The sequence below is a fragment of the Nostoc sp. WHI genome, assembly GCF_015714725.1.
In the GTDB taxonomy this organism is placed as follows: Bacteria; Cyanobacteriota; Cyanobacteriia; order Cyanobacteriales; family Nostocaceae; genus Nostoc.
Genome location: NZ_WBKM01000317.1, coordinates 1 through 24,503 on the forward strand (window position 1 = coordinate 1; position 24,503 = coordinate 24,503).

Annotated in this window: 27 protein-coding genes; 21 read left to right on the plus strand and 6 right to left on the minus strand. The window is 39.6% G+C overall.

Annotated elements, in window-relative coordinates; genetic code table 11:
* Window positions 1-230 precede the first annotated feature (230 nt).
* Entirely contained in the window at window positions 231-1,472 is a 1,242-nt protein-coding gene (locus tag F8S12_RS32175; protein WP_230968416.1) for a serine/threonine protein kinase, read from the minus strand.
* A gap of 401 nt (window positions 1,473-1,873) precedes the next feature.
* On the opposite strand from F8S12_RS32175, the gene F8S12_RS32180 reads away from it, so the two are divergent.
* Complete coding sequence (locus tag F8S12_RS32180; RefSeq protein WP_196520359.1) at window positions 1,874-2,182, plus strand: NIL domain-containing protein; 309 nt, start codon at window positions 1,874-1,876, stop codon at window positions 2,180-2,182.
* 71 nt (window positions 2,183-2,253) lie between these two features.
* Here the strand turns inward: F8S12_RS32180 and F8S12_RS32185 are convergent, their stop codons facing one another.
* Window positions 2,254-2,931 (minus strand): response regulator transcription factor, encoded by a 678-nt coding sequence (locus F8S12_RS32185; RefSeq protein WP_012407592.1) that lies wholly within the window; start codon window positions 2,929-2,931, stop codon window positions 2,254-2,256.
* A gap of 325 nt (window positions 2,932-3,256) precedes the next feature.
* The gene (locus F8S12_RS32190) at window positions 3,257-3,730 is read right to left on the minus strand and encodes a (2Fe-2S) ferredoxin domain-containing protein (protein ID WP_230968417.1); all 474 of its coding nucleotides are present in this window, start codon (window positions 3,728-3,730) and stop codon (window positions 3,257-3,259) included.
* Window positions 3,731-3,977: 247 nt separating this feature from the next.
* On the opposite strand from F8S12_RS32190, the gene groES reads away from it, so the two are divergent.
* From groES to F8S12_RS32205, 3 genes are all read left to right on the plus strand, one after another.
* Window positions 3,978-4,289 carry a co-chaperone GroES gene (groES, locus tag F8S12_RS32195; protein ID WP_196520360.1) on the plus strand — a complete coding sequence of 104 codons (312 nt, stop codon included), beginning with the start codon at window positions 3,978-3,980 and terminating at the stop codon, window positions 4,287-4,289.
* 121 nt (window positions 4,290-4,410) lie between these two features.
* Window positions 4,411-6,045: a chaperonin GroEL gene (gene groL, locus F8S12_RS32200; RefSeq protein ID WP_196520361.1), complete on the plus strand. Its 1,635-nt coding sequence runs from the start codon at window positions 4,411-4,413 to the stop codon at window positions 6,043-6,045.
* 84 nt (window positions 6,046-6,129) lie between these two features.
* Window positions 6,130-6,933: a DUF4351 domain-containing protein gene (locus tag F8S12_RS32205; RefSeq protein ID WP_196520362.1), complete on the plus strand. Its 804-nt coding sequence runs from the start codon at window positions 6,130-6,132 to the stop codon at window positions 6,931-6,933.
* A 19-nt stretch (window positions 6,934-6,952) separates the two neighbouring features.
* Here F8S12_RS32205 and F8S12_RS32210 read toward each other — a convergent pair whose 3' ends face one another.
* A complete protein-coding gene (locus F8S12_RS32210; protein WP_196520363.1) occupies window positions 6,953-7,372 on the minus strand; it encodes a hypothetical protein in 420 nt (139 codons plus the stop codon).
* Window positions 7,372-8,229 (minus strand): ParA family protein, encoded by an 858-nt coding sequence (locus F8S12_RS32215; protein ID WP_196520364.1) that lies wholly within the window; start codon window positions 8,227-8,229, stop codon window positions 7,372-7,374. The genes F8S12_RS32210 and F8S12_RS32215 overlap by 1 nt, the downstream gene beginning before the upstream one ends.
* Before the next feature lie 99 nt (window positions 8,230-8,328).
* On the opposite strand from F8S12_RS32215, the gene F8S12_RS32220 reads away from it, so the two are divergent.
* From F8S12_RS32220 to F8S12_RS32290, 15 genes are all read left to right on the plus strand, one after another.
* On the plus strand, window positions 8,329-8,481 hold the full coding sequence (locus tag F8S12_RS32220) for a hypothetical protein (RefSeq protein WP_196520365.1): 153 nt from the start codon (window positions 8,329-8,331) through the stop codon (window positions 8,479-8,481).
* A gap of 66 nt (window positions 8,482-8,547) precedes the next feature.
* Window positions 8,548-9,486 carry an SPL family radical SAM protein gene (locus tag F8S12_RS32225; protein ID WP_196520366.1) on the plus strand — a complete coding sequence of 313 codons (939 nt, stop codon included), beginning with the start codon at window positions 8,548-8,550 and terminating at the stop codon, window positions 9,484-9,486.
* The gene (locus F8S12_RS32230) at window positions 9,479-10,762 is read left to right on the plus strand and encodes a photosystem II assembly protein (protein ID WP_196520367.1); all 1,284 of its coding nucleotides are present in this window, start codon (window positions 9,479-9,481) and stop codon (window positions 10,760-10,762) included. The genes F8S12_RS32225 and F8S12_RS32230 overlap by 8 nt, the downstream gene beginning before the upstream one ends.
* Window positions 10,763-10,973: 211 nt before the next feature.
* A complete protein-coding gene (locus tag F8S12_RS32235; protein ID WP_196520368.1) occupies window positions 10,974-11,813 on the plus strand; it encodes an urease accessory protein UreD in 840 nt (279 codons plus the stop codon).
* Window positions 11,814-11,838: 25 nt separating this feature from the next.
* Window positions 11,839-12,141 carry an urease subunit gamma gene (gene ureA, locus F8S12_RS32240; RefSeq protein ID WP_196520369.1) on the plus strand — a complete coding sequence of 101 codons (303 nt, stop codon included), beginning with the start codon at window positions 11,839-11,841 and terminating at the stop codon, window positions 12,139-12,141.
* Window positions 12,142-12,155: 14 nt separating this feature from the next.
* A complete protein-coding gene (locus F8S12_RS32245; RefSeq protein ID WP_196520370.1) occupies window positions 12,156-12,464 on the plus strand; it encodes an urease subunit beta in 309 nt (102 codons plus the stop codon).
* A gap of 30 nt (window positions 12,465-12,494) precedes the next feature.
* A complete protein-coding gene (locus tag F8S12_RS32250; RefSeq protein ID WP_196520371.1) occupies window positions 12,495-13,556 on the plus strand; it encodes an endonuclease NucS domain-containing protein in 1,062 nt (353 codons plus the stop codon).
* 268 nt (window positions 13,557-13,824) lie between these two features.
* The gene (ureC, locus tag F8S12_RS32255; RefSeq protein ID WP_196520372.1) at window positions 13,825-15,531 is read left to right on the plus strand and encodes an urease subunit alpha; all 1,707 of its coding nucleotides are present in this window, start codon (window positions 13,825-13,827) and stop codon (window positions 15,529-15,531) included.
* A gap of 135 nt (window positions 15,532-15,666) precedes the next feature.
* Window positions 15,667-15,954: a FitA-like ribbon-helix-helix domain-containing protein gene (locus F8S12_RS32260; protein WP_331001469.1), complete on the plus strand. Its 288-nt coding sequence runs from the start codon at window positions 15,667-15,669 to the stop codon at window positions 15,952-15,954.
* On the plus strand, window positions 15,951-16,409 hold the full coding sequence (locus F8S12_RS32265) for a type II toxin-antitoxin system VapC family toxin (RefSeq protein ID WP_196520373.1): 459 nt from the start codon (window positions 15,951-15,953) through the stop codon (window positions 16,407-16,409). Before F8S12_RS32260 ends, F8S12_RS32265 begins: the two co-directional genes overlap by 4 nt.
* 60 nt (window positions 16,410-16,469) lie before the next feature.
* Complete coding sequence (locus F8S12_RS32270) at window positions 16,470-16,874, plus strand: acyl-CoA thioesterase (protein WP_196520374.1); 405 nt, start codon at window positions 16,470-16,472, stop codon at window positions 16,872-16,874.
* A 288-nt stretch (window positions 16,875-17,162) separates the two neighbouring features.
* A complete protein-coding gene (locus tag F8S12_RS32275) occupies window positions 17,163-18,185 on the plus strand; it encodes an NADP-dependent oxidoreductase (RefSeq protein WP_196520375.1) in 1,023 nt (340 codons plus the stop codon).
* 323 nt (window positions 18,186-18,508) lie between these two features.
* Entirely contained in the window at window positions 18,509-19,195 is a 687-nt protein-coding gene (gene bchM, locus F8S12_RS32280) for a magnesium protoporphyrin IX methyltransferase (protein WP_196520376.1), read from the plus strand.
* 625 nt (window positions 19,196-19,820) lie between these two features.
* Window positions 19,821-20,066: a hypothetical protein gene (locus F8S12_RS32285; RefSeq protein WP_196520377.1), complete on the plus strand. Its 246-nt coding sequence runs from the start codon at window positions 19,821-19,823 to the stop codon at window positions 20,064-20,066.
* Window positions 20,047-20,328: a hypothetical protein gene (locus tag F8S12_RS32290; protein ID WP_196520378.1), complete on the plus strand. Its 282-nt coding sequence runs from the start codon at window positions 20,047-20,049 to the stop codon at window positions 20,326-20,328. The genes F8S12_RS32285 and F8S12_RS32290 overlap by 20 nt, the downstream gene beginning before the upstream one ends.
* A 197-nt stretch (window positions 20,329-20,525) precedes the next feature.
* Here the strand turns inward: F8S12_RS32290 and F8S12_RS32295 are convergent, their stop codons facing one another.
* The gene (locus tag F8S12_RS32295) at window positions 20,526-21,746 is read right to left on the minus strand and encodes a glycosyltransferase family 4 protein (protein WP_196520379.1); all 1,221 of its coding nucleotides are present in this window, start codon (window positions 21,744-21,746) and stop codon (window positions 20,526-20,528) included.
* Between the two features lie 505 nt (window positions 21,747-22,251).
* Here F8S12_RS32295 and F8S12_RS32300 point away from each other — a divergent pair.
* Together F8S12_RS32300 and F8S12_RS32305 are read left to right on the plus strand one after the other, a co-directional pair.
* The gene (locus tag F8S12_RS32300; protein WP_196520380.1) at window positions 22,252-23,271 is read left to right on the plus strand and encodes an Npun_R2821/Npun_R2822 family protein; all 1,020 of its coding nucleotides are present in this window, start codon (window positions 22,252-22,254) and stop codon (window positions 23,269-23,271) included.
* 278 nt (window positions 23,272-23,549) lie between these two features.
* A complete protein-coding gene (locus F8S12_RS32305; RefSeq protein WP_196520381.1) occupies window positions 23,550-24,497 on the plus strand; it encodes a glycosyltransferase family 2 protein in 948 nt (315 codons plus the stop codon).
* Window positions 24,498-24,503 lie beyond the last annotated feature (6 nt).

Here is a 24,503-nt window from a genome sequence, read left to right on the forward strand (position 1 = left end):
ATTTTTTCTAATAACTCTTGATATTTGACCTCAAGTTCCGCCAGCCTTTTTTCTGATTGCTTTATATGCTGCCCCATTTTCTCCACCAGTTGTTTGATGCTGGCTGGAGTCTTTTCCCAATCTGAGTCGGAAATTTCAATTCCGTAGGCGAGGCAGTTTTCATCCATGCCTCTTAATCTACCACCTCAGTAACCCATTTTTGACTGTAGCGTTTCTTATCCTGTGAACGGTTACGTTGAAGGACTTATTGTAGGTTGAGAGTTAGTAGTTAATGGGATTTCAGGAATTTGGGTAACTGGACTAGGAATAGCTACCGGAACATTTTCTACAGGAGAAACAGAAACCGGATTTTTGGTGTTTGGTTGATTAATAGCCGCAATAACAACGGCAAAACATCCCAGTCCTAAACCGATGAGAACTTGTGAAAGTTTTTGGCTTTTATGAGTCTGGCTAGAAGACGCATTGACTGATTTAGCTCCACCGACTGATACAGTAGCAACAGAACTAGATGACGCAACAGATTTAAACCCATTGGTTGATTGAATTGCTGTTTGCTGCCATAGTATTCTAGGCATTTGTAACGCTTTTTCAATTTCGTTCAATTTCTGCAAAATCACTTGCGTATTTTGAGGACGATGATTTGCAGTAGGAGCCATCAAATGGTCGATTAAATCTGCCAATAGTGCAGAAAGATTGAGTGCAGATTTTCGCCAGTGCAACTCGTTAGTCAGAGGGTCATAAATTTCTTTATCCTGGGGTTCCTTACCTGTGAGCAGAAAAATAAAAGTCCGTCCCAAAGCAAAAAAGTCTGACTGCTGTACCGAATAACCGTTTTGTTGCTCTGGGGGTGAATAGCCTTGTGAAATAATTCTGGTATGGGAATTTCCCGCCAAAATGGTTGTCGTGACTTGTCGAACTGCACCAAAATCAATTAAGACAAGCTGCCCATTTTGTCGCAGCATGATATTTTGAGGTTTAATATCACGGTGAAAATATTGATGAGCGTGTACTAAAGCGAGAATTTCTACAAGTTGTTTAAGCCAATTGAGAGCTTGAGCTTCAGAAAGACGTTGATAATTACGAAATTCCATCCACTGCTCTAAATTTACGCCTTCAATTTTCTCCATTGCTAAACAGTGCAATGGTACAGAGCTATTTTTAGGTAAAACAGTAAAATAACCATCTGGTTCTACCTTGGGAATACCCGCACCGTTTAGCTGACTCAAAACCTTTGCTTCCTGCTGAAACAGTTCAATGGCTTTGGGGTTATTCTCAGTCAGCACTTTTAAAACTTTAGTTTTCCCACACTCATCAACTTCAAAAGTATTACCAAAGCCACCCTGTCCTAGTTGTTTGAGTACCCGATAGCGACCTTGCAACAGTATTTCTGACCCACAGTTACGGCAAATAAGGTTGTTTGCATTCACTGCGTCAACAGGTTTTGGACAATGGGGATTTATACAATAGGTCATTACACAGAAGTAAATATCCTAAAAAATCGATTTTTATTGATATCTAAACAGAGGGTTAAACCTATAAGGTTCTATTAGTAGAGTTCCCTAAAACTTTGAGAAAGTAACATATATAGCAGTTGTCACTTCAGTATTAAATCTTATACACAATAAATTAGGGTTACAACAATTGTTGTAACCCTACAGATTGGCTGTATTCAATTTGCTCGGAAAGCACTATAGAATAACAATCAACCTCATAACTACCTGATTATGAGCAATTCTTCACATTTACTATATCTAGATTAATAGTTTGCCAAGGCAAATACTTTCTTGCTCGCCTACGTAGGATAAGTGACGCTAGTGTTAAAAGAAATCGTGCAAAGCAAAACTTCATCCACGAAGTCGAGTAGGAAGCTACAATGGCAATTCCCAATAAACAAGTAAAATCTAATACAGATATTTTAGATAATAGACGCACCCAAAGCCGTATCCAAGTTCGCATTCCTAAAGATTTGCATGAGGAACCAGTCATTTCACGACTGGTTTCTCACTATGGGGTCACAATCATTATTGCTGATGCTCAGGTAAGCATAAATGTGCCACAGTATAGCTGCTTCAACCTGGAACTACGGGGCACTGTTTCCCAGATTGAAAGCGCCTTAACTTATCTGGATGAGCTGGATTTAGAAGTTTTGCACCAATCCAGCCCTGAAGAAGAAGGTTGGTAATCAATTTTCGATTTCGGATTTTGGATTTTAGATTAATAATCCAAAATCCAAAATCTAAAATCTAAAATTCACTATGCCATTTGATTTTCAATCGCCCACCGCGCTAGTTCAGTGCGGTTATGGAGATTGGTTTTGCCCAACATATTGGACACATGGCTTTCAACAGTGCGCTGACTAACATTTAGTTCTTCAGCTATTTCCCGGTTAGCTAAACCCCTAGCAACAAACTGGACTACTTTTAGTTCAGTTGGGGTTAACTGCACATCGAAGGGAACTTGGATGCGGGAACCGTTTTCGCCTCCTTTTGCTTGGTGTTCTTTCCAACGGATAGTTTGTTTCAGCGAGGATTCAACTTGCGCTACGAGTTCTTCTGGTTCAAAGGGTTTGACCATATAAACATCAGCACCTTTATTCAGACCCTTAACTCGGTCTGCACTTTGTCCCTTGGCTGAAAGGAAAAGAACCGGAATCCAGCTGGTGCGTTCGTTTTGCCGGACTTGTTCCACAAAAGTATATCCGTCCATTTCCGGCATCATCACGTCGCAAATGATCATGTCTGGAACATCTTGCTCTAAAATTTCCAGAGCTTCGCGTCCATTTTCGGCGGTGATGACTTCATATCCCCGGAATTCTAAGTAATCCTTCACCAGCAAGATGAGGTTAGGGTCATCATCAATCAATAGAAGTCGTTTGTGATCTTTCATGCTGGGCTCTTTCATAGCAGTGGCACTTGTCGCGCTTCGGTCCATCAAAATCTTGAATATTTATCCTCTATGGTGGGTTATTCGAGATGTTGTCCTTTCCTACTTAACTTGCCTTTGCTGTCTCGAAGCCTCAAAAATGCCGAGCATTTTCGAGAGACAGTAGCTTGATAGCAAAAGTCCAGCAAGGATACGTATAGCAGTAGTATCTATAATGCGCTATTATATATCGCTTTGAAAGTGGCGGGGTAAAAAACACTGATTAAGTAATAATCTTCCTGACTCACAAGTAGGTATTGGCTTAAAGATGACCCTACCTCAAAACCAACCCGCACTTTCTCAAAGCTTACTGCCATACCGTATCCTTCGGTTGTTAAGCCCCTATGAGGTGTTCACAAGAAACTAGGGAAGTTTCTGGCAAAGGATGGGTTAAAAAGACATATTCTTTTACCACCTTATTGCCTATTAAGTGTTCTTGGATGATCCGCTCAATCACTTCCGGGTTTGCTTGGCGATACCAGACACCATCAGGGTAGACCACCATTATGGGTCCAGAACAACAAACGCGCAAGCAGTTGGCTTTAGTTCTAAAGACGCAAATGGGATGATTTTCTTGCGGCTCGTCGAGTTTTAACTCTTTAAGTCGCTTTTTTAAGTATTCCCAGGATTCCAGACTAGCTCGTTTTGAGCAGCAGTTAGCAATTGTCTGGTCAGCGCAAATAAAAATGTGTCGCTGAATTTTTGCAAGTCCTAAACTTTCTACACAATTACTCAGGGCTTTATGTTCTACAGACTTAGTGGTTTTGGGGATTTGATAGCTAGACTGGATCACTGTATTGTTACTCATTGAGCAGCTCCCTGATTACAGTTCTATAACAATTTCCAAGCTTTGCAAATAAAGTTGACTATATAAAAATATTCGTAACTTACGGAACGGAACCTGAAAAATAGAAATAATTAAGCATTTATACTTAAGTACACCGATGATCTTCTAGTTCGGGAACCCGTACTCAAAGAATTCTTGCCATTGGATGCCACTTTTCGGTAGATTAGCACTCAGGGGTTGAGAGTGCTAAAAGTGTGGAGAAAATAATATGGCTGCTTTATCTTTAAGCGTTTCTACAGTTAAACCTTTAGGCGATCGCGTTTTCGTAAAAGTGAACGCCTCTGAGGAAAAGACCGCAGGTGGTCTGTATTTGCCGGATACTGCAAAGGAAAAGCCCCAGGTAGGGGAAGTCGTCGCCCTTGGCCCTGGCAAGCGTAACGATGACGGTAACCGTCAAGAATTGGAAATTAAAGTCGGCGATAGAGTCTTGTACTCCAAGTACGCTGGCACTGACATCAAACTCGGCACCGAAGAATATGTACTGCTTTCTGAAAAAGATATTTTAGCAGTCGTTATCTAGTGGGGAGTAAGGAGTGGGGAGTGGGGAATAGGGAAGAATTTCCCCAATGCCCAATGCCCAATGCCCAATGCCCAATGCCCATTTCAAAAAAATTGACTTAACTCCCGGAATTTAGACACCTATGGCAAAGCGCATTATCTACAACGAAAACGCCCGTCGTGCCCTAGAACGAGGCATTGACATTCTGGCTGAGGCTGTAGCTGTTACCCTTGGCCCCAAAGGTCGTAACGTAGTCCTAGAAAAGAAATTTGGCGCACCGCAAATTGTCAATGACGGTGTAACCATCGCCAAAGAAATCGAATTAGAAGATCATATTGAAAACACTGGTGTAGCTCTGATTCGTCAAGCTGCTTCTAAGACTAACGATGCTGCGGGCGATGGCACCACTACTGCCACCGTTTTAGCTCATGCGATCGTTAAAGAAGGCTTGCGGAACGTTGCAGCAGGTGCTAACGCGATTTCGCTGAAGCGTGGTATTGACAAAGCTACTGGCTTCCTAGTAGAAAAAATTGCTGAACACGCTCGTCCGGTGGAAGATTCTAAATCCATTGCCCAAGTGGGTGCGATCTCGGCTGGTAATGACGAAGAAGTTGGTCAGATGATTGCCCAAGCGATGGACAAGGTGGGCAAAGAAGGCGTAATTTCCCTAGAAGAAGGGAAATCTATGGTCACGGAGTTGGAAATTACTGAAGGGATGCGCTTTGACAAAGGCTACATCTCTCCCTATTTCGCCACCGACGCTGAACGGATGGAAGCGGTTTTTGATGAACCTTTCCTATTGCTGACTGATAAGAAAATCGCCCTGGTACAAGACCTTGTACCAGTTCTAGAGCAAGTAGCTCGTGCTGGTCGTCCTTTGGTGATTATCGCCGAAGATATTGAAAAAGAAGCTTTGGCAACCTTAGTGGTAAACCGTTTACGCGGTGTACTGAACGTGGCTGCTGTTAAAGCTCCTGGCTTTGGCGATCGCCGCAAAGCTCTGCTAGAAGACATCGCTGTTTTGACTGGCGGTCAACTAATTACCGAAGATGCTGGTCTAAAGCTAGATAACACCAAGCTGGATAGCTTGGGTAAAGCTCGCCGGATCACCATTACCAAGGACAGCACGACAATTGTTGCCGAAGGTAACGAAGTTGCTGTTAAGGCTCGTGTCGAACAGATTCGTCGTCAAATCGATGAAACCGAATCTTCTTACGACAAAGAGAAACTCCAAGAGCGTCTTGCTAAACTCTCTGGTGGTGTCGCTGTGATCAAAGTGGGTGCAGCGACCGAAACTGAAATGAAAGACAAGAAACTGCGTCTAGAAGACGCTATCAACGCCACCAAAGCTGCTGTGGAAGAAGGTATCGTTCCTGGCGGTGGTACAACTCTGGCTCACCTGGCTCCTGAATTGGAAACTTGGGCGAAGAGCAATCTTAAAGATGAAGAGTTGATTGGTGCTTTGATTGTCGTTCGCGCTTTACCCGCACCTCTGAAGCGGATTGCTGAAAACGCAGGTCAGAATGGTGCTGTGATCGCTGAACGCGTGAAAGAGAAAGACTTCAACGTTGGCTACAACGCTGCGACAAACGAATTCGTCGATTTGTTAGCTGCTGGTATTGTTGATCCTGCTAAGGTGACTCGTTCTGCTCTGCAAAACGCTGCTTCTATCGCTGGCATGGTGTTGACAACCGAATGTATCATAGTTGACAAGCCTGAACCTAAGGATGGCGCTCCTGCTGGCGGTGGCGGTGGTGGCGGCGACTTCGATTACTAATACTTTGTAGTTACATAATTTTTGAGAACAGCTGCTTCCTTTATGGAGGCGGCTGTTTTTTTGTGTTAGGAGAAGAAAAAGAGGGTGAGTTACGACAACGCTTGTAAATATTTAGCTGAACAGTATCCTGCTGATTTTGTGCGTTGGTTGCTTGGGGTGGAGGTGCAACAAGTTGAAGTCTTGAAAACGGAACTTACGCTTGAACCAATTCGTGCGGATTCTGTGACATTTTTGCAAGCAGCTAACCAAATTTTGCACATTGAATTTCAAACTTTGGCGAAATCTAATCCAGCGCTTAATTTCCGAATGCTCGATTATTCTGTGAGGTTGAAGCGTCAGTACCGTTGTCCTGTAGTGCAAGTGGTAATCTTTTTGCAGGAAACTACTAATGAAATGGCTTTTACTGAAGAATATCGGGACAATACGACGATTCACCAATATCAAGTTGTTCGTCTTTGGGAGCAAGATCCAACACTATTTTTAGCTAATCCGGCGCTGTTACCTTTAGCAAGTTTGACGCGAACTGACTCCCCGCAAACTTTACTGGCACAAGTGGCTGAACAAGTCGCTACAATTCCAGATAGGGAGGAGCGACAAAATATTGCGGGTTGTGTAGAAATTCTGGCGGGTTTACGGTTTGAAAAGGATTTGGTTCGGCAATTTTTGCGGGAGGATATTATGAAAGAGTCTGTAATTTATCAAGATATCGTTCAAAAAGAAGCGTTTAAATTGATAAGTCGTCTACTTAAACGGCGTTTTGGTGATATTGACGAATCATTAGTTGAGCAGGTTCGGAATTTATCTGTTGAACAGTTAGAAAACTTGGGAGAGGCTTTGTTGGATTTTTCGGAAGTTGCTGATTTAGTAGCTTGGTTAGAGCAGCAATAGAGGACTTAATAAAGCTACATCATATTTTAGAGATTGAGGCTGCAAGTAGTTTTCCGCTTTTATCTTGAGCTTGCAATTTTTGAATAATATGCTCAATAATACTATTCAAATCCTTCCGGCGGCGCATAGAGCGTTTCGGGTCAAGTTGGCCGTGTTTCAATAATTCTCTAACCTGTTCTCCTAGCTCAGTTAAGTAAAACCTCAGTTGTTCTTCACCCTGTTCGCGTAAAGTTTGCCGACATTTAGTTAGGATAAGATCGCCATTTTCGAGAGTTTTACTAGCGTCTGATTGCTTTGGTGTTGCTTCGGACAGTTTTTTACTTTTTTGAGCATTTAAACTGTTAGTTAAACATTTTTCTACAGCCTTGGCAAATTTTGAATCAGATTCTATAACTTCTGCGATCGCTCTTAATAAATCTGCAATTTGTGATGCTTCCATTATTTACCTACTCTCTGAATAAATTCTTTAGTTAATTTCACCATAGAATCATGAGAATCATCATATTTTTGTCTATAAGTCAAATAATTATTTAATTCTAACCCTTCGGCAATTCTTGCTCTTTCTAAAATTTTGGTTTCAAAAACTGGTGGATAGAACGGATTCACACTAATAGAGTTTAAATTTTCAGTTTGCGCTATAGTTCGGTTGTAACGAGAAATTAATGTTCCAACTGTTTTTAAGTTATGTACATAATCTCTATTAAACTTTTCAATGTGTTGAAGTAATAAATCTAATCCATGAATTGACATTCGGTTTGGTACACAAGGGATTATACAAGCATGGCTAGCTAGAAATGCACTTTTAACTATTCTGTTAATATTTGGGGCGCAATCTATTAAAATATAGTCATAATTATTCAATAAGGGTTTGAGAATTGTACGAAGAATATCAACGGGTTTAAAGTTAAAAGAATAATAACCTGATGGCAATTCTTCCTGGATTTCAAATAGTTTTGGGCTACTAGGTATCAGATGTAAGTGGGCAAAAGAATTTCTGTTTCTAACATTTGAAACATTGTGTTTAACTATAAAATTTTCGTTTTTAACATTTTCTAAAAAATATTCAGGATCTTTAAATAAATAAGGCAATGTCAATTTTTTACTTTCAAATTCTTTTTCCCAAACCTCTTCTGACATTAAAGCACTAGTCAAATTACTTTGAGGATCAAGATCAATAGCAAGTACACGCTTTTTGTACATGGTATCGCCTGCTAAATATTCCGCTAATGCCATAACGATGGTAGTTTTGCCAACTCCACCCTTGAGGTTGCAAATGCTTATCACTTTAGCTGTCATAATTTCTGGTAGATTGATACATTTTATGGGCTACAGTTCTATGTTTCCCTCAAAATATGCCCAACTAACAGGTTCATTTTTACTTTTACATAAAAACCTATGAGCCAAATTAATCCTGAAATAACCCCCTTATATACCTTAAACCCACTCAACCGATTTTCTGGCAGAGCAGAGAATTATGTAAAACATCGATCAGGCTACCCCGCAGATGAAATTGATATTATCTTGGAAGAATTAGGTGAAGGAATTTAAAAATAAAAATGGGAATCATAAAAAGTAGGATGCCTTAATTCACTCTCAATAAATATCAGGATTCACATGGCACAACCAAAATATGAAGGTTATTGCGAATGCACTCCTACCAATTTAGTTCGAGAAAAGTTTGGAGATGTGAATGTTTATGCACAAAATGCTAAATCACTTTTAACAAAAGCTACTGGTTTTATTGGTGATTATGATTTTACTCTAAATCCTTACAGGGGATGTCAATACGGTTGTAGTTATTGCTATGCTGCGGCATTTAGCCCTAATGCTCAAATGCGCCAAGATTGGGGAAAATGGGTAATTTTTAAGGAAAATTCTGCTGAGATTTTAGCGAAAGAATTAAAAAAATGGTATAAAAAAAATCCCCAGATTCCTCCTAGTATATACATGAGTAGCGTTACTGATCCTTATCAACCACTTGAGTCTAAACATCAACTGACTCGTCGATTGTTGGAGGTAATGCTTGATGTGGGAATTGATGGTTATCCAACTCCAACTTTGGTGATTCAAACTCGTAGCCCAATTATTACTAGAGATATTGATTATTTACAACGATTTAAGAGATTGCGAATTAATATGAGCATTCCTACTGGTAGTGAGTTAGTGAGAAAAGATTTTGAACCGCGATCGCCCAGTATTAAAGCCAGACTAAATGCCATCATTAAAATTAAACGAAGTATTGATTATTTTAAAGGTTTTCTTCCCAAAATTTCTATCACTATTACCCCTCTACTTCCTACTTTACCAACTGATGAAGCTGCTTTTATTGACAAATTAGCCATTGCAGATAGAATTGTAATTCAAGCTTTTCATCTTAGCGATAGTCGTTCTCTTATAGCATCAACTCGCCAAGAAGCTGAAGAAATTAAGCAAAAATATGCTTGGTGGTATGAGGATGAGAAATTAAGCTATATGAAATTTAAGGAAAAGTTAGTTTCTCGACTTCCAGGTGTAGAAATTATGGAAGGTAAAGAGGGATTTGGTTATGAATAATCCTCTCGCAAATTGGTGGCGAAGTCAGCAGTTAAAATTATTTTTAAAACGCGGAGATATCCGACGTGCAGTGCAACTATTGCAAGAGATTCAAAAATCAGGTGCAACATTCTCATGGTTAGAAAAACTATTTAGGGATAAACTTCAACTTGAACGTTATTCCCAAGAATACAAACGACAAACAGAAACTTTAACTAAACAACTAACAGAAGCATCCCAGCAAAAACCTAATCTAATATTAACACCAGATGAGGAATTCGTTAAATATATCTATAAAGTTTTTAATTTAATCCAGCACGATGAGTATAAACTGCAATCTACTGGTATTGATGAACGTATTTTTGATGATTTTGAATCAAGGCTAGTTGAATATCTCAAAGAAGAATTTAGTAAGATTCCTGACAAACAGTTATTTATTAAGCTAGAAGACGCTCTTGATGATATTAATAACTTAAAAATTGGACACGATCCAGACTACCGTTTTAGTCTAACTCCTCATGTCTACTTTATGAAGTATTTTTTAGAAAATGTATATTGCGTATATTTAGCTTGGTTTCTCATTTATCAGGATGCTTTACTACCAAGTAAAGTTAATATTCTTGATATTGCAGCAGGCCCAGGAACAGTTGCTTATGGTTTAGCTTTATTTCTCCAAAGTAGTAGCGGTTTTTTTGACATCCCGCAAATGCACATATCCTATTACTCTTTGGAAAAACAAGATTCTTTTCAATTTCGTGGACTTCAGTTTTGGCGACGATATATAGAGTCGCGCATAACCACAGTGAACGCTTACTTTCGCTTCGTTACTACTGATATTTTTACTTGGAAAAGTGAATCGAATAATTTACCCAAAGACTTTTTCGACTTTATCGTAATTTCCCACTGCTTCTTTGCAGATCCAGCTAAGAGGGTTGAAGCTAATAATACTTACAAGCAAATATTTGTCACTAGCTTAAAAAATTCAGGTTATGTTTTGCTAATTGTGCAAGATAAAAAATTATTCAAAGTTTATGATGTTCACCAAGTTGAAAACCAAGAGCAGGAAAAAAATGTAGTCCATAAATTTCTGGTAGAACTGGGATTAGAGTTAGTCTGGTATAGATATTTAACCTCAACAGGTTCAAGAATACCTTTGTCCGGTGCTGAATTTGGTAAATTTGCTCGAGAAAAATTACCAAAACAACTGTATATGAATCCAATACTCCAACAGTATTTTGGTCAGAAGTATCAGTCATGCTATACATCAGATGATTATGTAATCCTGGCGAAAAAATAATGATAAATTGCAGGTAAAGCAGCAGAGAATGTATTAAATAAATATAAGGCAATACGCTTGCTTAAGTGATATTTGTCCCCGGAAGATCCCCCCAACCCCCCTTAAAAAGGGGGGCTTAATTTCCTACTTAAAAAGGAGGGTTAGGGAGGATCAAGCCTTACCCAAGCGTATTGAAATATAAGGGATCTGAACTTTAATCTGAAATTTCTAAATGATTTGCAACTCACAAACAGCAGAAGGTTGGCATGGCAAACTTAATTTAGTTTATGCCGATCGCCAGGGTAAAACCCAATTGATTTACAATCACCAACAAGCGCCCCTGAAGGTACAACGCCCATTTTATCCAGAAGGGGAAAAAGTTTGTCATAGCGTAATTTTACATACAGCCGGGGGAGTTGTGGGAGGCGATCGCTTATCCTCTAATATCCACCTCCAAGCCCAAGCCCAAGCCTTAATCACTACAGCTGCTGCTAGTAAGATATATCGCAGCAATGGCTTACAAGCTAGACAAACTATTCAGATGCAAGTTGACGCTGGCGCTTGTTTAGAATGGTTGCCGCAAGAGACAATTTTATTTAACGGTGCGATTTATCGGCAAGATTTACGGGTAGAATTAACAACCGGGGCTAGTTGGTTAGGCTGGGAAATTACCCGATTTGGTCGCAGTGCTAGAGGAGAAAAATTTTACCTTGGAGAATGGCGATCGCACACCGAAATTTGGCAACAAGATGTTCCTTTATGGATTGATCGGCAATGGTTAGGGGGTAGCGAAGACATTTTCCACAGTCCTCACGGCTTGGCTGGAAAACCAATAGCAGGTAGTCTAGTTTGGGTTGGTGGTGCAGTTTCAGCAGAAATTGTTGAAAAAGCTCGAAATTTATGGAATGGCGAAGGAGAAGCTGGTGTTAGCCGATTACAACATGGATTATTGTGTCGATATCGTGGTTCTTCTACATCTGAGGTGAGAAACTGGTTTATTGATGTTTGGCAGTTGCTGCGAGTTTCTTTTTTGAATCGTGGTAATTGTATACCAAGAGTGTGGCAGCTTTGAACGAACCACAGAGGAGGAAATACGAATGCAGTTGACACCGCAGGAAAAAGATAAGCTATTAATTTTTACTGCTGCTTTATTAGCAGAAAGACGTAAAGGAAGGGGTTTAAAACTGAATTATCCTGAAGCGATCGCTTATATTTCTGCTGCCATTTTAGAAGGTGCAAGGGATGGGCAAACTGTAGCTGAATTGATGAGTTATGGTACAACTCTATTAACGCGGGATGATGTCATGGAAGGGATATCAGAAATGGTGCATGAAGTGCAGGTTGAAGCTACTTTTCCTGATGGCACAAAGTTAGTGACAGTACATAATCCAATTCGTTAATTTTTGAATTTATTATGATTCCTGGGGAAATTATCACACCAGCAGGTGAAATTGAACTAAATGTTGGTCGTCCAACTATAAAATTGCAAGTGTCAAATACAGGCGATCGCCCCATACAAGTCGGTTCCCACTATCACTTTTATGAAGTTAACACAGCCTTAAATTTTGACAGAGAACAAGCGCGAGGAATGCGCCTCGATATCCCCGCCGGAACCGCAGTTCGCTTTGAACCAGGTGATCAAAAAGAAGTAACTTTAGTCCCCTTAGTCGGTACTCGCCAAGTCTACGGGTTCAACAGTAAAATTAACGGTAATCTCGATTGATAAAACTCTAATGAAACAGGAATCATTTATATGCAAGAAGACCTGAAAATCTGGGAAATATCCGCAGAAGATAAACTTACGGAAATCATTAAAACTAAATTAAATTTAGAGGCTCGTCTAGAAAAGTGGTTAGAAAGAGATATCTCTATTCTTTCACCAGATTTATTAGTAATTGGTAGTCAAGTAGTTACAGATTATAACGGAATAATCGACCTGCTCTGTTTAGATAGTTCTGGAAATGTTGTCATTGTTGAGTTAAAACGTGATAAAACATCTAGAGAGGTAACTGCTCAAGCGTTAGATTATGCCTCATGGGTGAAAAATCTATCTGCTGATGAAATAAGTAGAATTGCTGTTAGTTATTTCAATTATTTAGGTAAGGAAGAAACTTTAGAACAAGCTTTTCAAACAAAATTTGATAACGTATTTCCAGAGATTATAAATAGTCAACACAAAATTTTAATAGTTGCATCAGAAATAGATCCTAGTACTGAAAGAATTATTAATTATTTGTCAGAAACCTATCAAGTTCCCATAAATGTAGCTAAATTTAATTACTTCAATAATAATGGTCATGAGCTATTAGCAAGAAAATTTTTAGTTGACCCCAACCAAGTTAAAGAAAATATTGCTAGTAAATCATCACGAAAAACTAACTTGACTTACAAAGAATTAGAAGAAACAGCAGAAACTAATGGTGTTAATCACATATATAAATTAGTTTACCAAGGCTTAATTAAATATCCTTTTTGGACAAATACGACAAAAAGTTGTATTACTTTTACTGGTAAAAGTAAAAAAGCGATATTTAATTTAATACCTATTGAGAGTAATCAAGAATTGGGGCTGAAGTTTAAAATTTATCTGACTAGATTATCAGAATATTTAAATAAATCAGAAGACACAATAACTGAATTTTTACCAAATATTGAGCCAGTTTTGCAAGAAGAATGGTCTGGTTTAGTTGTGCAAGGATTTTTTACAAGTGAAGAATCAGCTAACCACTTCCTAACAAAGTTAAATGACTGGAATCCTCTAATTTTAGTGCTTCCATCATCACTGCGCCAGCCCCAAAGCTATTATAAGGAGTAGGTAAATCGTAGGTTTTGAAGGGTTCCAATGGAGAAATATCCTCGACTGTATCTAAATCTTCGGCAAGGATACGAATTAACTTGAGCTTTTCTGATGGAGAAAGCTTTCGAGCTATAGGAATTATGTCTGCTAGGGTCATTTTGTCTAAGCCTTCAAGAACGCTCATTTATAGCATAAACCCAAATTATCTAAAGTGTGTTCAGCTTTGCCATCTTGTAGAGAATCGCACAATCCCACAAACTCTAAAATCAACATCAGGAGTAGCATTATGCCTTACAGAATGGATCGCCGCGCTTACGCCGAAACCTATGGGCCAACAGTAGGCGATCGCATCCGACTTGCAGACACAGAATTATTTATTGAAGTTGAACAAGATTTCACTACTTACGGCGACGAAGTGAAATTTGGCGGCGGTAAAGTTATCAGAGACGGGATGGGACAATCCCCCATTTCTAACGCCGATGGTGCTGTTGATTTAGTAATTACTAATGCCTTGATTCTCGATTGGTGGGGTATTGTCAAAGCGGATATCGGCATTAAAGATGGCAAGATTTTCAAAATTGGTAAAGCCGGAAATCCTTATATTCAAAATAATGTTGATATTATTATTGGCCCCGGAACTGAAGCCTTAGCTGGTGAAGGAATGATTCTCACTGCTGGCGGTATCGATGCCCATATTCATTTTATTTGTCCCCAACAAATTGAAGTGGCGATCGCTTCTGGGATTACTACTATGATTGGCGGTGGTACTGGCCCAGCTACGGGTACAAATGCCACTACCTGCACCCCTGGACCGTGGAATATTTACCGAATGCTACAAGCCGCCGATGCTTTTCCCGTCAACTTAGGATTTTTGGGTAAAGGTAACGCCAGTCAACCCCAAGGACTTGTAGAACAAGTAGCCGCCGGTGCAATGGGGTTAAAACTTCATGAAGACTGGGGAACCACACCCGCAGCAATTGATACTTGCCTCAGTGTTGCCGATGAATATGATGTGCAAGTAGCGATTCATACTGATACCCTGAACGAAGCCGGATTTGTGGAAGATACGATCGCTGCTTTTAAGAACCGTACCATCCACACCTACCACACCGAAGGCGCAGGTGGCGGACACGCACCAGATATTATCAAAGTTTGCAGCCAAGCCAATGTTCTGCCATCTTCCACTAACCCCACACGCCCTTACACCGTCAATACTTTAGATGAACACCTGGATATGTTGATGGTATGTCATCACCTCGATCCAGCGATCGCTGAAGATGTTGCCTTTGCTGAGTCGCGCATCCGCCGAGAAACCATTGCTGCTGAAGACATTTTGCACGACTTAGGTGCATTTAGCATGATTTCTTCCGATTCTCAAGCAATGGGAAGAGTAGGCGAAGTGATAATTCGCACTTGGCAGACATCTCACAAAATGAAGGTGCAACGGGGAAGTCTTACAGGAGATGGACAAGCTGATAATAATCGGGCAAAAAGATATGTTGCTAAGTACACTATAAACCCTGCGATCGCTCACGGAATTGCTCAATATGTGGGTTCAGTGGAAGAGGGAAAACTAGCAGATTTATGTTTGTGGCGATCGGCGTTTTTTGGAGTGAAACCAGAGATAGTAATTAAAGGCGGAATGATTGCATGGTCGCAAATGGGCGATGCTAACGCCAGTATTCCCACACCGCAACCAGTGTATATGCGACCGATGTTTGGTAGTTTTGCAGGGGCGCGTAACTCTACATCATTAACTTTTGTTTCGCAAGCAGCTTTAGAGAGAGAAATTCCTAGCCAGCTAGGTTTACAAAAAGCAGCAGTTGCAGTTTCCGGGACACGCCAATTGCGTAAGCAAGATATGAAGTTGAATGATGCACTACCTCACATTGAAGTAGATCCAGAAACTTATGAAGTAAGGGCTGATGGTGAGTTGCTGATTTGTGAACCTGCGACAGTTTTACCAATGGCGCAGAGGTACTTTTTGTTTTAACAAATTCTGTGGGTTTAATCAAAGAGTAACTAACAAGCGGCAAGTTTTGTAACGGGGATTTAGACCCCGCCACAAAACTTAATTACGAATTATTTTAATCTGAAAGCTTGCATTCTGCTATCATGGTGATAAATTATGCTTGAAGGTAAAGCGATGGCTACCCTTTATGTAAGAAATTTACCCGATGATTTGTATGCAAAGCTGCAAGAGTTAGCAGTGTCTCAGCACCGTTCAATTAACGCCCAAGTTATAACTTTGTTAGAACAAGCTTTGACAACTGAAACACAGCAAACGGAAGAACAACGGCGACAGAATGTACCAAAACTCTTAGAGGAAAGTAATCGCGATCGCCGCCGCTTGAATCCAGCAGACTTTGGATTACCTGATAGTACTGAACTAATTCGAGAAGACCGCAATAGATGAGCAATCCTCTCAGATGCGTAGTAGATACCAGTGTGTGCATCAAGTATTTTATCGCTGATCCACTATCTGCCAAAGTTAAGCAACTCTTCGGACATCTTGCCAATCCACAGACAGAAATATTTGTCCCAGACCTCTTTTACATTGAGTGTGCTAACGCCTTCTGGAAGTATGTCCGTGCAAGGATGTACACCCTTGCTGAGGTTCAGAAAGATTTAGCAACTCTCAAAAGCTTCCCGTTGCGTGTTGTCTCCACGGCTGACTTGATGGCGGATGCAGTTAGTATCGGCTTAAATTATGGCATTTCTGCTTATGATGCTTCTTATGTTGCACTTTCACAGCAGGTTGGTGCTACTTTGCTGACTCTTGACGGTAAGCTGGTGAGGGCAATAGCCGCTTCGTCTTACGATATTTGCTTATTTAATGATTTCGATGTTCCACCATTGCCGTTAATTTAAATTAGTTTGTAGAGCAGGTCTATTACTACTGTTTTTTATTTTACTTTTAAATTATAAAAAATGTCTTTTAGTTATAACCGCACGGTTCGCTTTCAAGATACTGATGCTGCTGGAGTAGTCTATTTTGCTAACGTTTTGGCTATTTGTCATGAAGCTTATGAAGAATCTCTAGAAGCATCAAGTATTAATCTCAAAACTTTTTTTACTAATCCATCTATGGCTTTCCCCATTGTTCATGCTAATGTCGATTTTTTACGCCCTATGTTTGGGGGGGACAAATTGATGATTAGCTTAATGCCTCAAAAATTAGGTGTTGATAAGTTTGAAATTACTTACGAAATCACAATTGCTAATGTAGTAGTTGCGAAGGCAATTACTAGGCATGTTTGTATTGATGCAAGTAGTAGAAGTAAGCAGGAATTGCCTGATGAGATAATTCAGTGGTTAGAAACGAACTCAGAGTAAGCGCAGGTGTGACTCGTTCCTAAATCAACACACATCAATGTGTTTGGCAGTAACTTAGAAAGCAGCATCCGAAGAACCACCAAAATATCAAGTGGGATCAGGCTTCTGTACGGGAGGAAATTCGAGTTTAGCGCCTTGAACTTTCAGGTGATGACCATTGAAGCTAATATTGAATAGAAATATAGAATTTTGTCGTAGATGCCAAGTCTAAGGTATAAATAGTTTCTGAAGAGGCGCACAGATGTATGCCCATACCAAAGATTAGATTTATTTAGAGGAAAATAACCTATGTCTGATTTAATTAACAAACAAATCCTACTTAAAAGTCGCCCAGTCGGCGAACCAAAAGAGAGTGATTTTGCCTTAGTAGAAACACCAATTCCTGAACCGAGTGAAGGTGAAATTCTTAGCCGCACTATTTACCTGTCTCTCGATCCTTACATGCGTGGTCGCATGAGTGCAGAACAGTCTTATGCTGCATCAATAGAGTTGAATTCAGTTATTGTAGGTGGTACAGTTAGCCAAGTAATTAAATCAAATCATCCTCAATTTCAAGTAGAGGATTTTGTTTTGAATAATAATGGTTGGCAAACTTATGCTGTATCTAAGGCTGAGACGCTGCGTAAACTTGATCCCACTCAGGCATCTTTATCTTATAGTTTAGGTGTTTTGGGTATGCCTGGTTTGACTGCTTATGCTGCTCTGCTTGATATTGGTCAACCTAAAGAAGGTGAAACTGTTGTGATTTCAGCAGCTTCTGGCGCTGTTGGTGCAGTAGCAGGTCAAATTGCCAAAATTAAAGGTACGCGAGTAGTGGGAATTGTTGGGAGTGACGATAAGCGAGACTATATAGTTCAGGAATTAGGCTTTGATGCTGGTATTAACCGCAAAACCCAAGAACTTGATTTAGCGCTCAAAGAAGCTGCTCCTAATGGCATTGATATTTACTATGATAATACCGCAGGTGCGATTTTAGAAACTGTGTTGCAGCAGATTAACATTGGGGCAAGAATTTCACTAGTAGGCTTGATTTCGCAGTATAACGCTACATCCACAGCTTCAGGACCTAACCTAATGCCACTGCTAATCAAGCGCGCCTTGATCAAAGGTTTTCTAGTTATTGATTACCAACATCGGTTTGATGATTTTTTGCGTGATGTTTCTGGATGGTTGCAGTCTGGTCAACTTAAGTATAAAGAGGATGTAGTTGTTGGTTTAGAGAACGCGCCTCGTGCTTTTATTGGTTTGCTGCGAGGTGAGAACTTTGGCAAGCTAATTGTTAAAGTCAGTGATGATCCTACAGCAGCGTAATTTATGAAGTTGGCAACCATTCGGTTTTAACACCTGCCAGACTACTTAAACCTGTTTGATTTTAAGATGCTCTCACCAACATCACACTAACAAGCCTGACACAATTAAGTAGGTAGGCACGAATCAATCTAACTATATATCGTTAAAGTCAGTACAGCTTTCGTTCTGCACGTCTGGGCTGGAATTCGGTACTCTGACTCCTCTGTATACATTCAGTATCCTTGCCTATGCGTGAACTATCATCTGGAAAAATCTCGAAGAGCGTTCCTGTAGTCCCATCAATGATACTTTTAAGCATTAGGAACCCCTAAAAATCAAAGTTTATGAACGCAGCCGACGATAAAACGATTGTTCGCGAGTATTTCAATTCCACAGGTTTTGACCGTTGGAGGCGAATCTACGGCGATGGCGAAGTCAACAAAATCCAACTAGACATCCGTAATGGACACCAGCAGACCGTGGATACAGTTCTCGGCTGGCTAAAAGCCGATAATAATTTACCACAATTATTAATCTGCGATGCTGGGTGTGGTGTGGGTAGTCTCAGCATCCCTCTGGCGGTAGATGGTGCTAAGGTTTATGCCAGTGATATTTCTGAGAAAATGGTGGAAGAAGGCAAGGATAGAGCGAAGCAAACCTTGGGAAATGTTGAAAATCCCACTTTTGCTGTGCAGGATTTGGAATCGTTGAGTGGTAGTTACCATACCGTTATTTGCTTGGATGTTCTCATTCACTACCCTCAAGAAAAAGCCGATGAGATGATATCTCACCTCTGTTCTCTAGCACAGTCGCGGATAATTCTCAGTTTTGCACCGAAGACGTGCGCCCTGAGTATACTTAAGAAAATTGGCAGTTTCTTTCCGGGGCCAAGTAAAGCTACTCGTGCATATTTGCATCGTGAAGCTGATGTGATGAAAATTCTAGAAAGTAATGGCTTTTCATTGCAACGACAGTCTATGACTAGGACTCGTTTTTATTTTTCCAGTCTGCTAGAAGCTACACGTAAGTGAATTGAAAATTGTAACACCGATAGCCGACAGGCTAAAGCCTGCGGCTACACGAGCTTAGTCCGCCTACGCGGACTACAGAAATTCAAGGTTTTTAGCCTGTATAGGCAGGCTTTGTTTATATAGCCCCGACTTCTATGGTCATCTAGTACTTTGGAATTTGACAATCTCAAGGTTTAATGCTAGTAAGTGTTGCATTTGGTACTAAGTTCGGCTTTTGATTTTGGCGATCGCTCTGATTTAGAATATAAGGAAACTGCGATCGCACTGTTTACAATAACTATAAAATATTTTTGTTTATCTACTTACCTATTTGCCACAAAAACCATCACTTCATATTTATCCAAAAGACTTGCCTGCTCTATCTCCTGCCATTTTTTAAACTCCTGAAACTCAGGTTATTTAAATATTTATACTTATTCTAGACGAGCGATGTCTACGACGGGATGCGCCTACGCACCCGGACTGAAATTGCAGATTTTTCAGCCTTATTTGCATAACTTGGGCTACTCTACCGCAAATGCGCTGATATTCTAATTTTCCCTCTTCATAAATTCCGCAAAAACACCGTTACCTAATTTGTACTTCTGATCAAAACTGAGAGCATCCAGTTTATTAGGGCGTATTCATGACCAACCCTGTAACGACGGTTATCGAAGTCAATCTGGAGATGGCTCTAGAAGTAGCTCAACAGTTGGAGCAATCTCCATACACTAAACTCAGTACTTATTGTTTAGAAATTTTGCGGGAGATAGGATGTACTGGTACTGAACTCCCGGTTAACTTACAAACTCGTGATCAACAGCTAAACTTTATCACAGGCTTTGCATCTTATGCTTTTGGGGAGGTACAAAATGTACAAAACATTAATTGAAGATATATTTCATGATTCAGAAGAGGCAGAAGAAACTACTTTTCCTGCCACAGATCAAGATTTATTAATTTTAAGCGAAAAATTCTTAGGGTTTGAAATTCCCCCAAAGGTTTTCTTGCAAGCTATAGCCATTGCTGATTACGACTGTGCAGCTGCTTTTCGCTACGTTGATAATTATTTAGCTATCCTGAAGAATAAGAATAAACGTAAGCATAAAAATTTACTTGTGTTAAGGTCTTCGGCTAGGTTTGAAAATAATTGAGGTGCATTTTCACAAACTAACTAAAACCCAATACAGTTTAGATAAGATAATTTTTCTGACCGATAACCTAATAAGAGACGTTGTAATGCAACGTCTCTACACACTTTTACCACAGCGACAAGAAAGAAAAACTAGAATTTATCTAGAAGCATAAGGTGAGATGTTTATTAGATAAAACATTTTTCTGTGTGTCTTAATTACGAATTACGAAGACAAACTTCTTCATAGCTTTTACCAGCAATATCCCAAGTAAATGCGGTTTCTACTAGTTGTCTGCCATTGTAAGACAATTCTGAACGCAGATGTGGATTATCAAATAGTTGACTAATAGCTGTGACGTACTCCGTCGGTTTATTCGCTCGTAATGCCCTTAGTGAATGACTAGAACCATCTACGGCTAATCCTTCTAAACCGCGATCGCTTGCCACTACGGGTATACCAGCTGCCATCGCTTCTAAAGTTTTGTTTTTAATGCCAAACCCCGTTCGCATGGGTACGACACAGATGGTTGCTTTATGTAAATATTCTACCATCGAAGGTACACGCCCAGTTACATTAATTCCTGGTTTTTTATCAAGTGCTAAAACTTCTGATGACGGACGAGAACCGACAATATCGAAAGTTGTATCAGGATAAAATTTTTGGATTTTTGGTAAGACTTCGTTGCTGAAAAAGCAGACAGCATCAATGTTTGCTAAATTATCCATTGCACCAATAAAAATTAAGCGATGTCCTCCTGGATCGGCGGTACGGTTGGGGAAAGAAACTAAATCCACACCATTGGAAATAACTGTAATTTCACTCTTGGGATTAAATTTTTGTAGTTGGATTTTATCTTCTTCTGTTGTCACTACAATTGCCGAAAATTTAGCACAGTAGCTTTGCTCATAACGACGCAAAAGTGGCAGATTAATTTTGTCTCTAATAGAATTTTCAGAAATGCCCGTTGCTAGTTGGTTAAGACAGGTAGCGTAAACAGAACTATGAACATTAACTATAGTTTTTAACTGTTTTTGAAAATGCGATTGGACATAAATTTCATTGACGCTATGTTCGCAGGTAATCACATCACATTTCCCCGCTTCCACCCAGTTATTGACCCACGTTTGCATCTCAACTGAGTAGCGGTTAAGTACGCTTGGCGGTGTACCCTGCTGCAAAAATATACCAAAGCGCTCTATTTTCTTCAATATTCCGGCACTGGTTCCAGAATCTGATGGGCGTTCAAAAACTGCTAGATGATCCACACAATCGCGTAATTCTGATACTTCTGCGTCTGTAACATCGCCATCGCGTTGAGTCACGAGGGTAACAGGATGGCGTTGACTTAAGTACTTAAGTAAATTAAATGTCCTTACTTGGGTTCCCCCGCGCGTTGGCGGGTAGGGAAAGGTGGAAGATAGTACTAAGATGTTCATACAAGTAATGAATTAAATGTGACACATACACCATGACCTCATTCCAGGCTGTATGTCATCATAAGTATCCCTTAATATATTATTTGTAAAATTCTCATGAATCAAAGCAAACAAAAAGTTAGGAGAGCATTGCTTAAGTAACCACCCATTCTAAATCAACGAAACGCTTGTGTTATGTGAATTACATGAGGGAGTCAGATGCTCCTACGGACGCTCGATTACTCGCTACCGCTTCTCTATCGAGCGTTATTAGTTGCCCATTGAGTGATTGCAATGCTAAATTTGCTGTATAGTTCCACACAAGCTGTTATTTTTACAGTGAATTGTAGGGCAGTATGTAACAGGACTTATGCACTGAAAACTTCAAAGCTTGATCCCCCCTAGCCCCCCTTAAAAAAGGGGGAATCTTAAAAGCCCCCTTTTTAAGGGGGTTGGGGGATCTCTTATGCGTAAGTACTATGTAAGTATCACCAAATTGTCTTTCAGTTAAGTAGGATTTAGCTAGATGAAATCATTTGGTATTTATACGCTTGCTAATGATGCTGTATATGATCAATTAGTAGCTTTGTTAAACAGCATTGAAGTAAATGTTGGAGAAGATATTCCTGTTTATGTGATTCCTTATAATCAGCAATTAGACCTGGTTAAGCAAGAACTAAAGTCTAGAAAAAATGTCAAACTTTTTGAAGATTGGGAAGCAATTCATCGCTGGGATAATTTTGTAAATCAACTTTGGGATGCTCATCCAAGGGCAAATGAATCTAAGTTAACTCGTCCAGGGTGGTACAAAGGCTTTGTCCATAGAAAATTCGCTGCTTTTAATGGCGAGTTTGACAGATTTGTGTTTTATGATGCCGATAGTTTAGCCATGAAACCAATTGATGACATATTTGAAAAGTTGGATACTTATGATCTAGTATTTAACGATTGGGAACATGCTAAACCTAGAGAAAAAACACAAATAAATCTTGATATAATTGAGAGTGCAATGCAGGTAACGGAAGCTGATTTGCGTCCGAAAATCCATTGTGATAGCTTTTTTGGTTCTAAGCGTTTACTTTTCGGTGGCAAAGATTTAGATATCTTAAAAGAGCAATGGATTGAAAAACGCCAATTTGAATGGCTTCGTGAAAGTTCTTGGTGGTCTAGTTCTGGCTTATTCGGTTATATCACTCTATACGGTGATCCTAAGATATTTAACTTTACACTCAGCCCCAATGTTGAAGATAGAACAGGCAACTGTGCCAATGCAGACCCCTTCGTTAATATTAATAATGTTCTTTACAATCAAGATGGTTTAAAACCCATTCATCGTATTCACTATATGAGCTATTCTTCTCGTGATTTCGCTCGTTTATGTCAAGGAGAAGATGTCAATATTGATTACAGAGATGAGTTTTTATATTATCGATTTCTCAAAGAGCCAGAACGAAAACCCAAACAGTTAAAATCCCCTGGTGTAATGTCACAAATGAATCGTTTACTTCAAAAGTCTGGGAAAAAACTTCAAAGACTTTTATCCTAACTTTAATAGTATGGTGGAAATTTTTCACCTTACTATTAATATAGGATTCCTATTTGATTTTTGAAATACATGTAGGGGAGCCAGCGCCCTTGGCGTTCCTGTAGGGTAGAATTTGGTGTTACCTACACTACTTAAAATTTTTCACAAATTATTAAAGGTGTGTATATGATTAATTATTTGGGAATAATAGCTTATAAAGCAACGATAGTATTACTTAGTTAGTGATTGACTGAGTATAAATTAATTTTCTCAGTATTCCCTAATTATTAGTGTATAGTATGCCCAAAATTACCGTTTGCATTCCTACTTTTAATCGTGTTAATCTGTTGCCTTATGCCATTGACAGTGTGCTGAATCAGTCTGAGCAAGACTTTGAGCTAATTGTTTGTGATGACGGTTCTAGCGATCGCACACCTGAGCTAATATCAAAGTACACAGATAACCGGATTAAATATATCCGTCATCTGCAAAATATTGGTAAAAGTAATAATATGCGATCGGGCTTTGATGCTGCCAGTGGTGAATATTTTATTAAATTTGATGATGATGATCGGCTAACACCCCATTTTCTCGCAAGTACCGCAGCTATTCTTGCTCAAGACTCTAGCATAGATTTTGTTGGTACAGACCATTGGATAATTGATATTGATAATGTGCGGGATGAGGCAAAAACTCAAGAAAATACTCATCGCTGGGGTAGGAAGAATTTACCAGCAGGTGTCGTAAATAATTTGTTGGAAGTTGTATTTATTCAGCAAAGCTTTCAAGTGGGGGCAACATTATTTCGCCGTAAAACATTGCAAGAATTAGGATATATGCAGCCAAATATGCAAAATTGTGAGGATAATGATTTATTTGTGCGGCTGGCTTTGGCTGGAAAAAAGGGCTATTACTTACCAGAATTATTGATGGAATATCGCTTCCATGCAGAGCAGCAAGGTATTAATCGAGCTATTCCTTATTTATTTGATAAAATCCAGTATTTAGAAAGTTATAAGTTTGAGTCTGAAAAAATAGAGACAATTAGGCAGAAACGTTTAACTGAAACGCAATTATTATTAGGTTTGCGTTTAATTGAAAAGGGTGAAACGCAAAAAGGTAGGGAGCTAGTTTTGGCGGGAAAGTCTTTTTCGACTGCTAAAGCTTGGACTGGTTTAGGGTTATCGCTGTTACCAGTTGGGTTGCGAGGTAAGGCGTTTAATGCACTGCGACAGGCGCGAGGTTAATGTGGA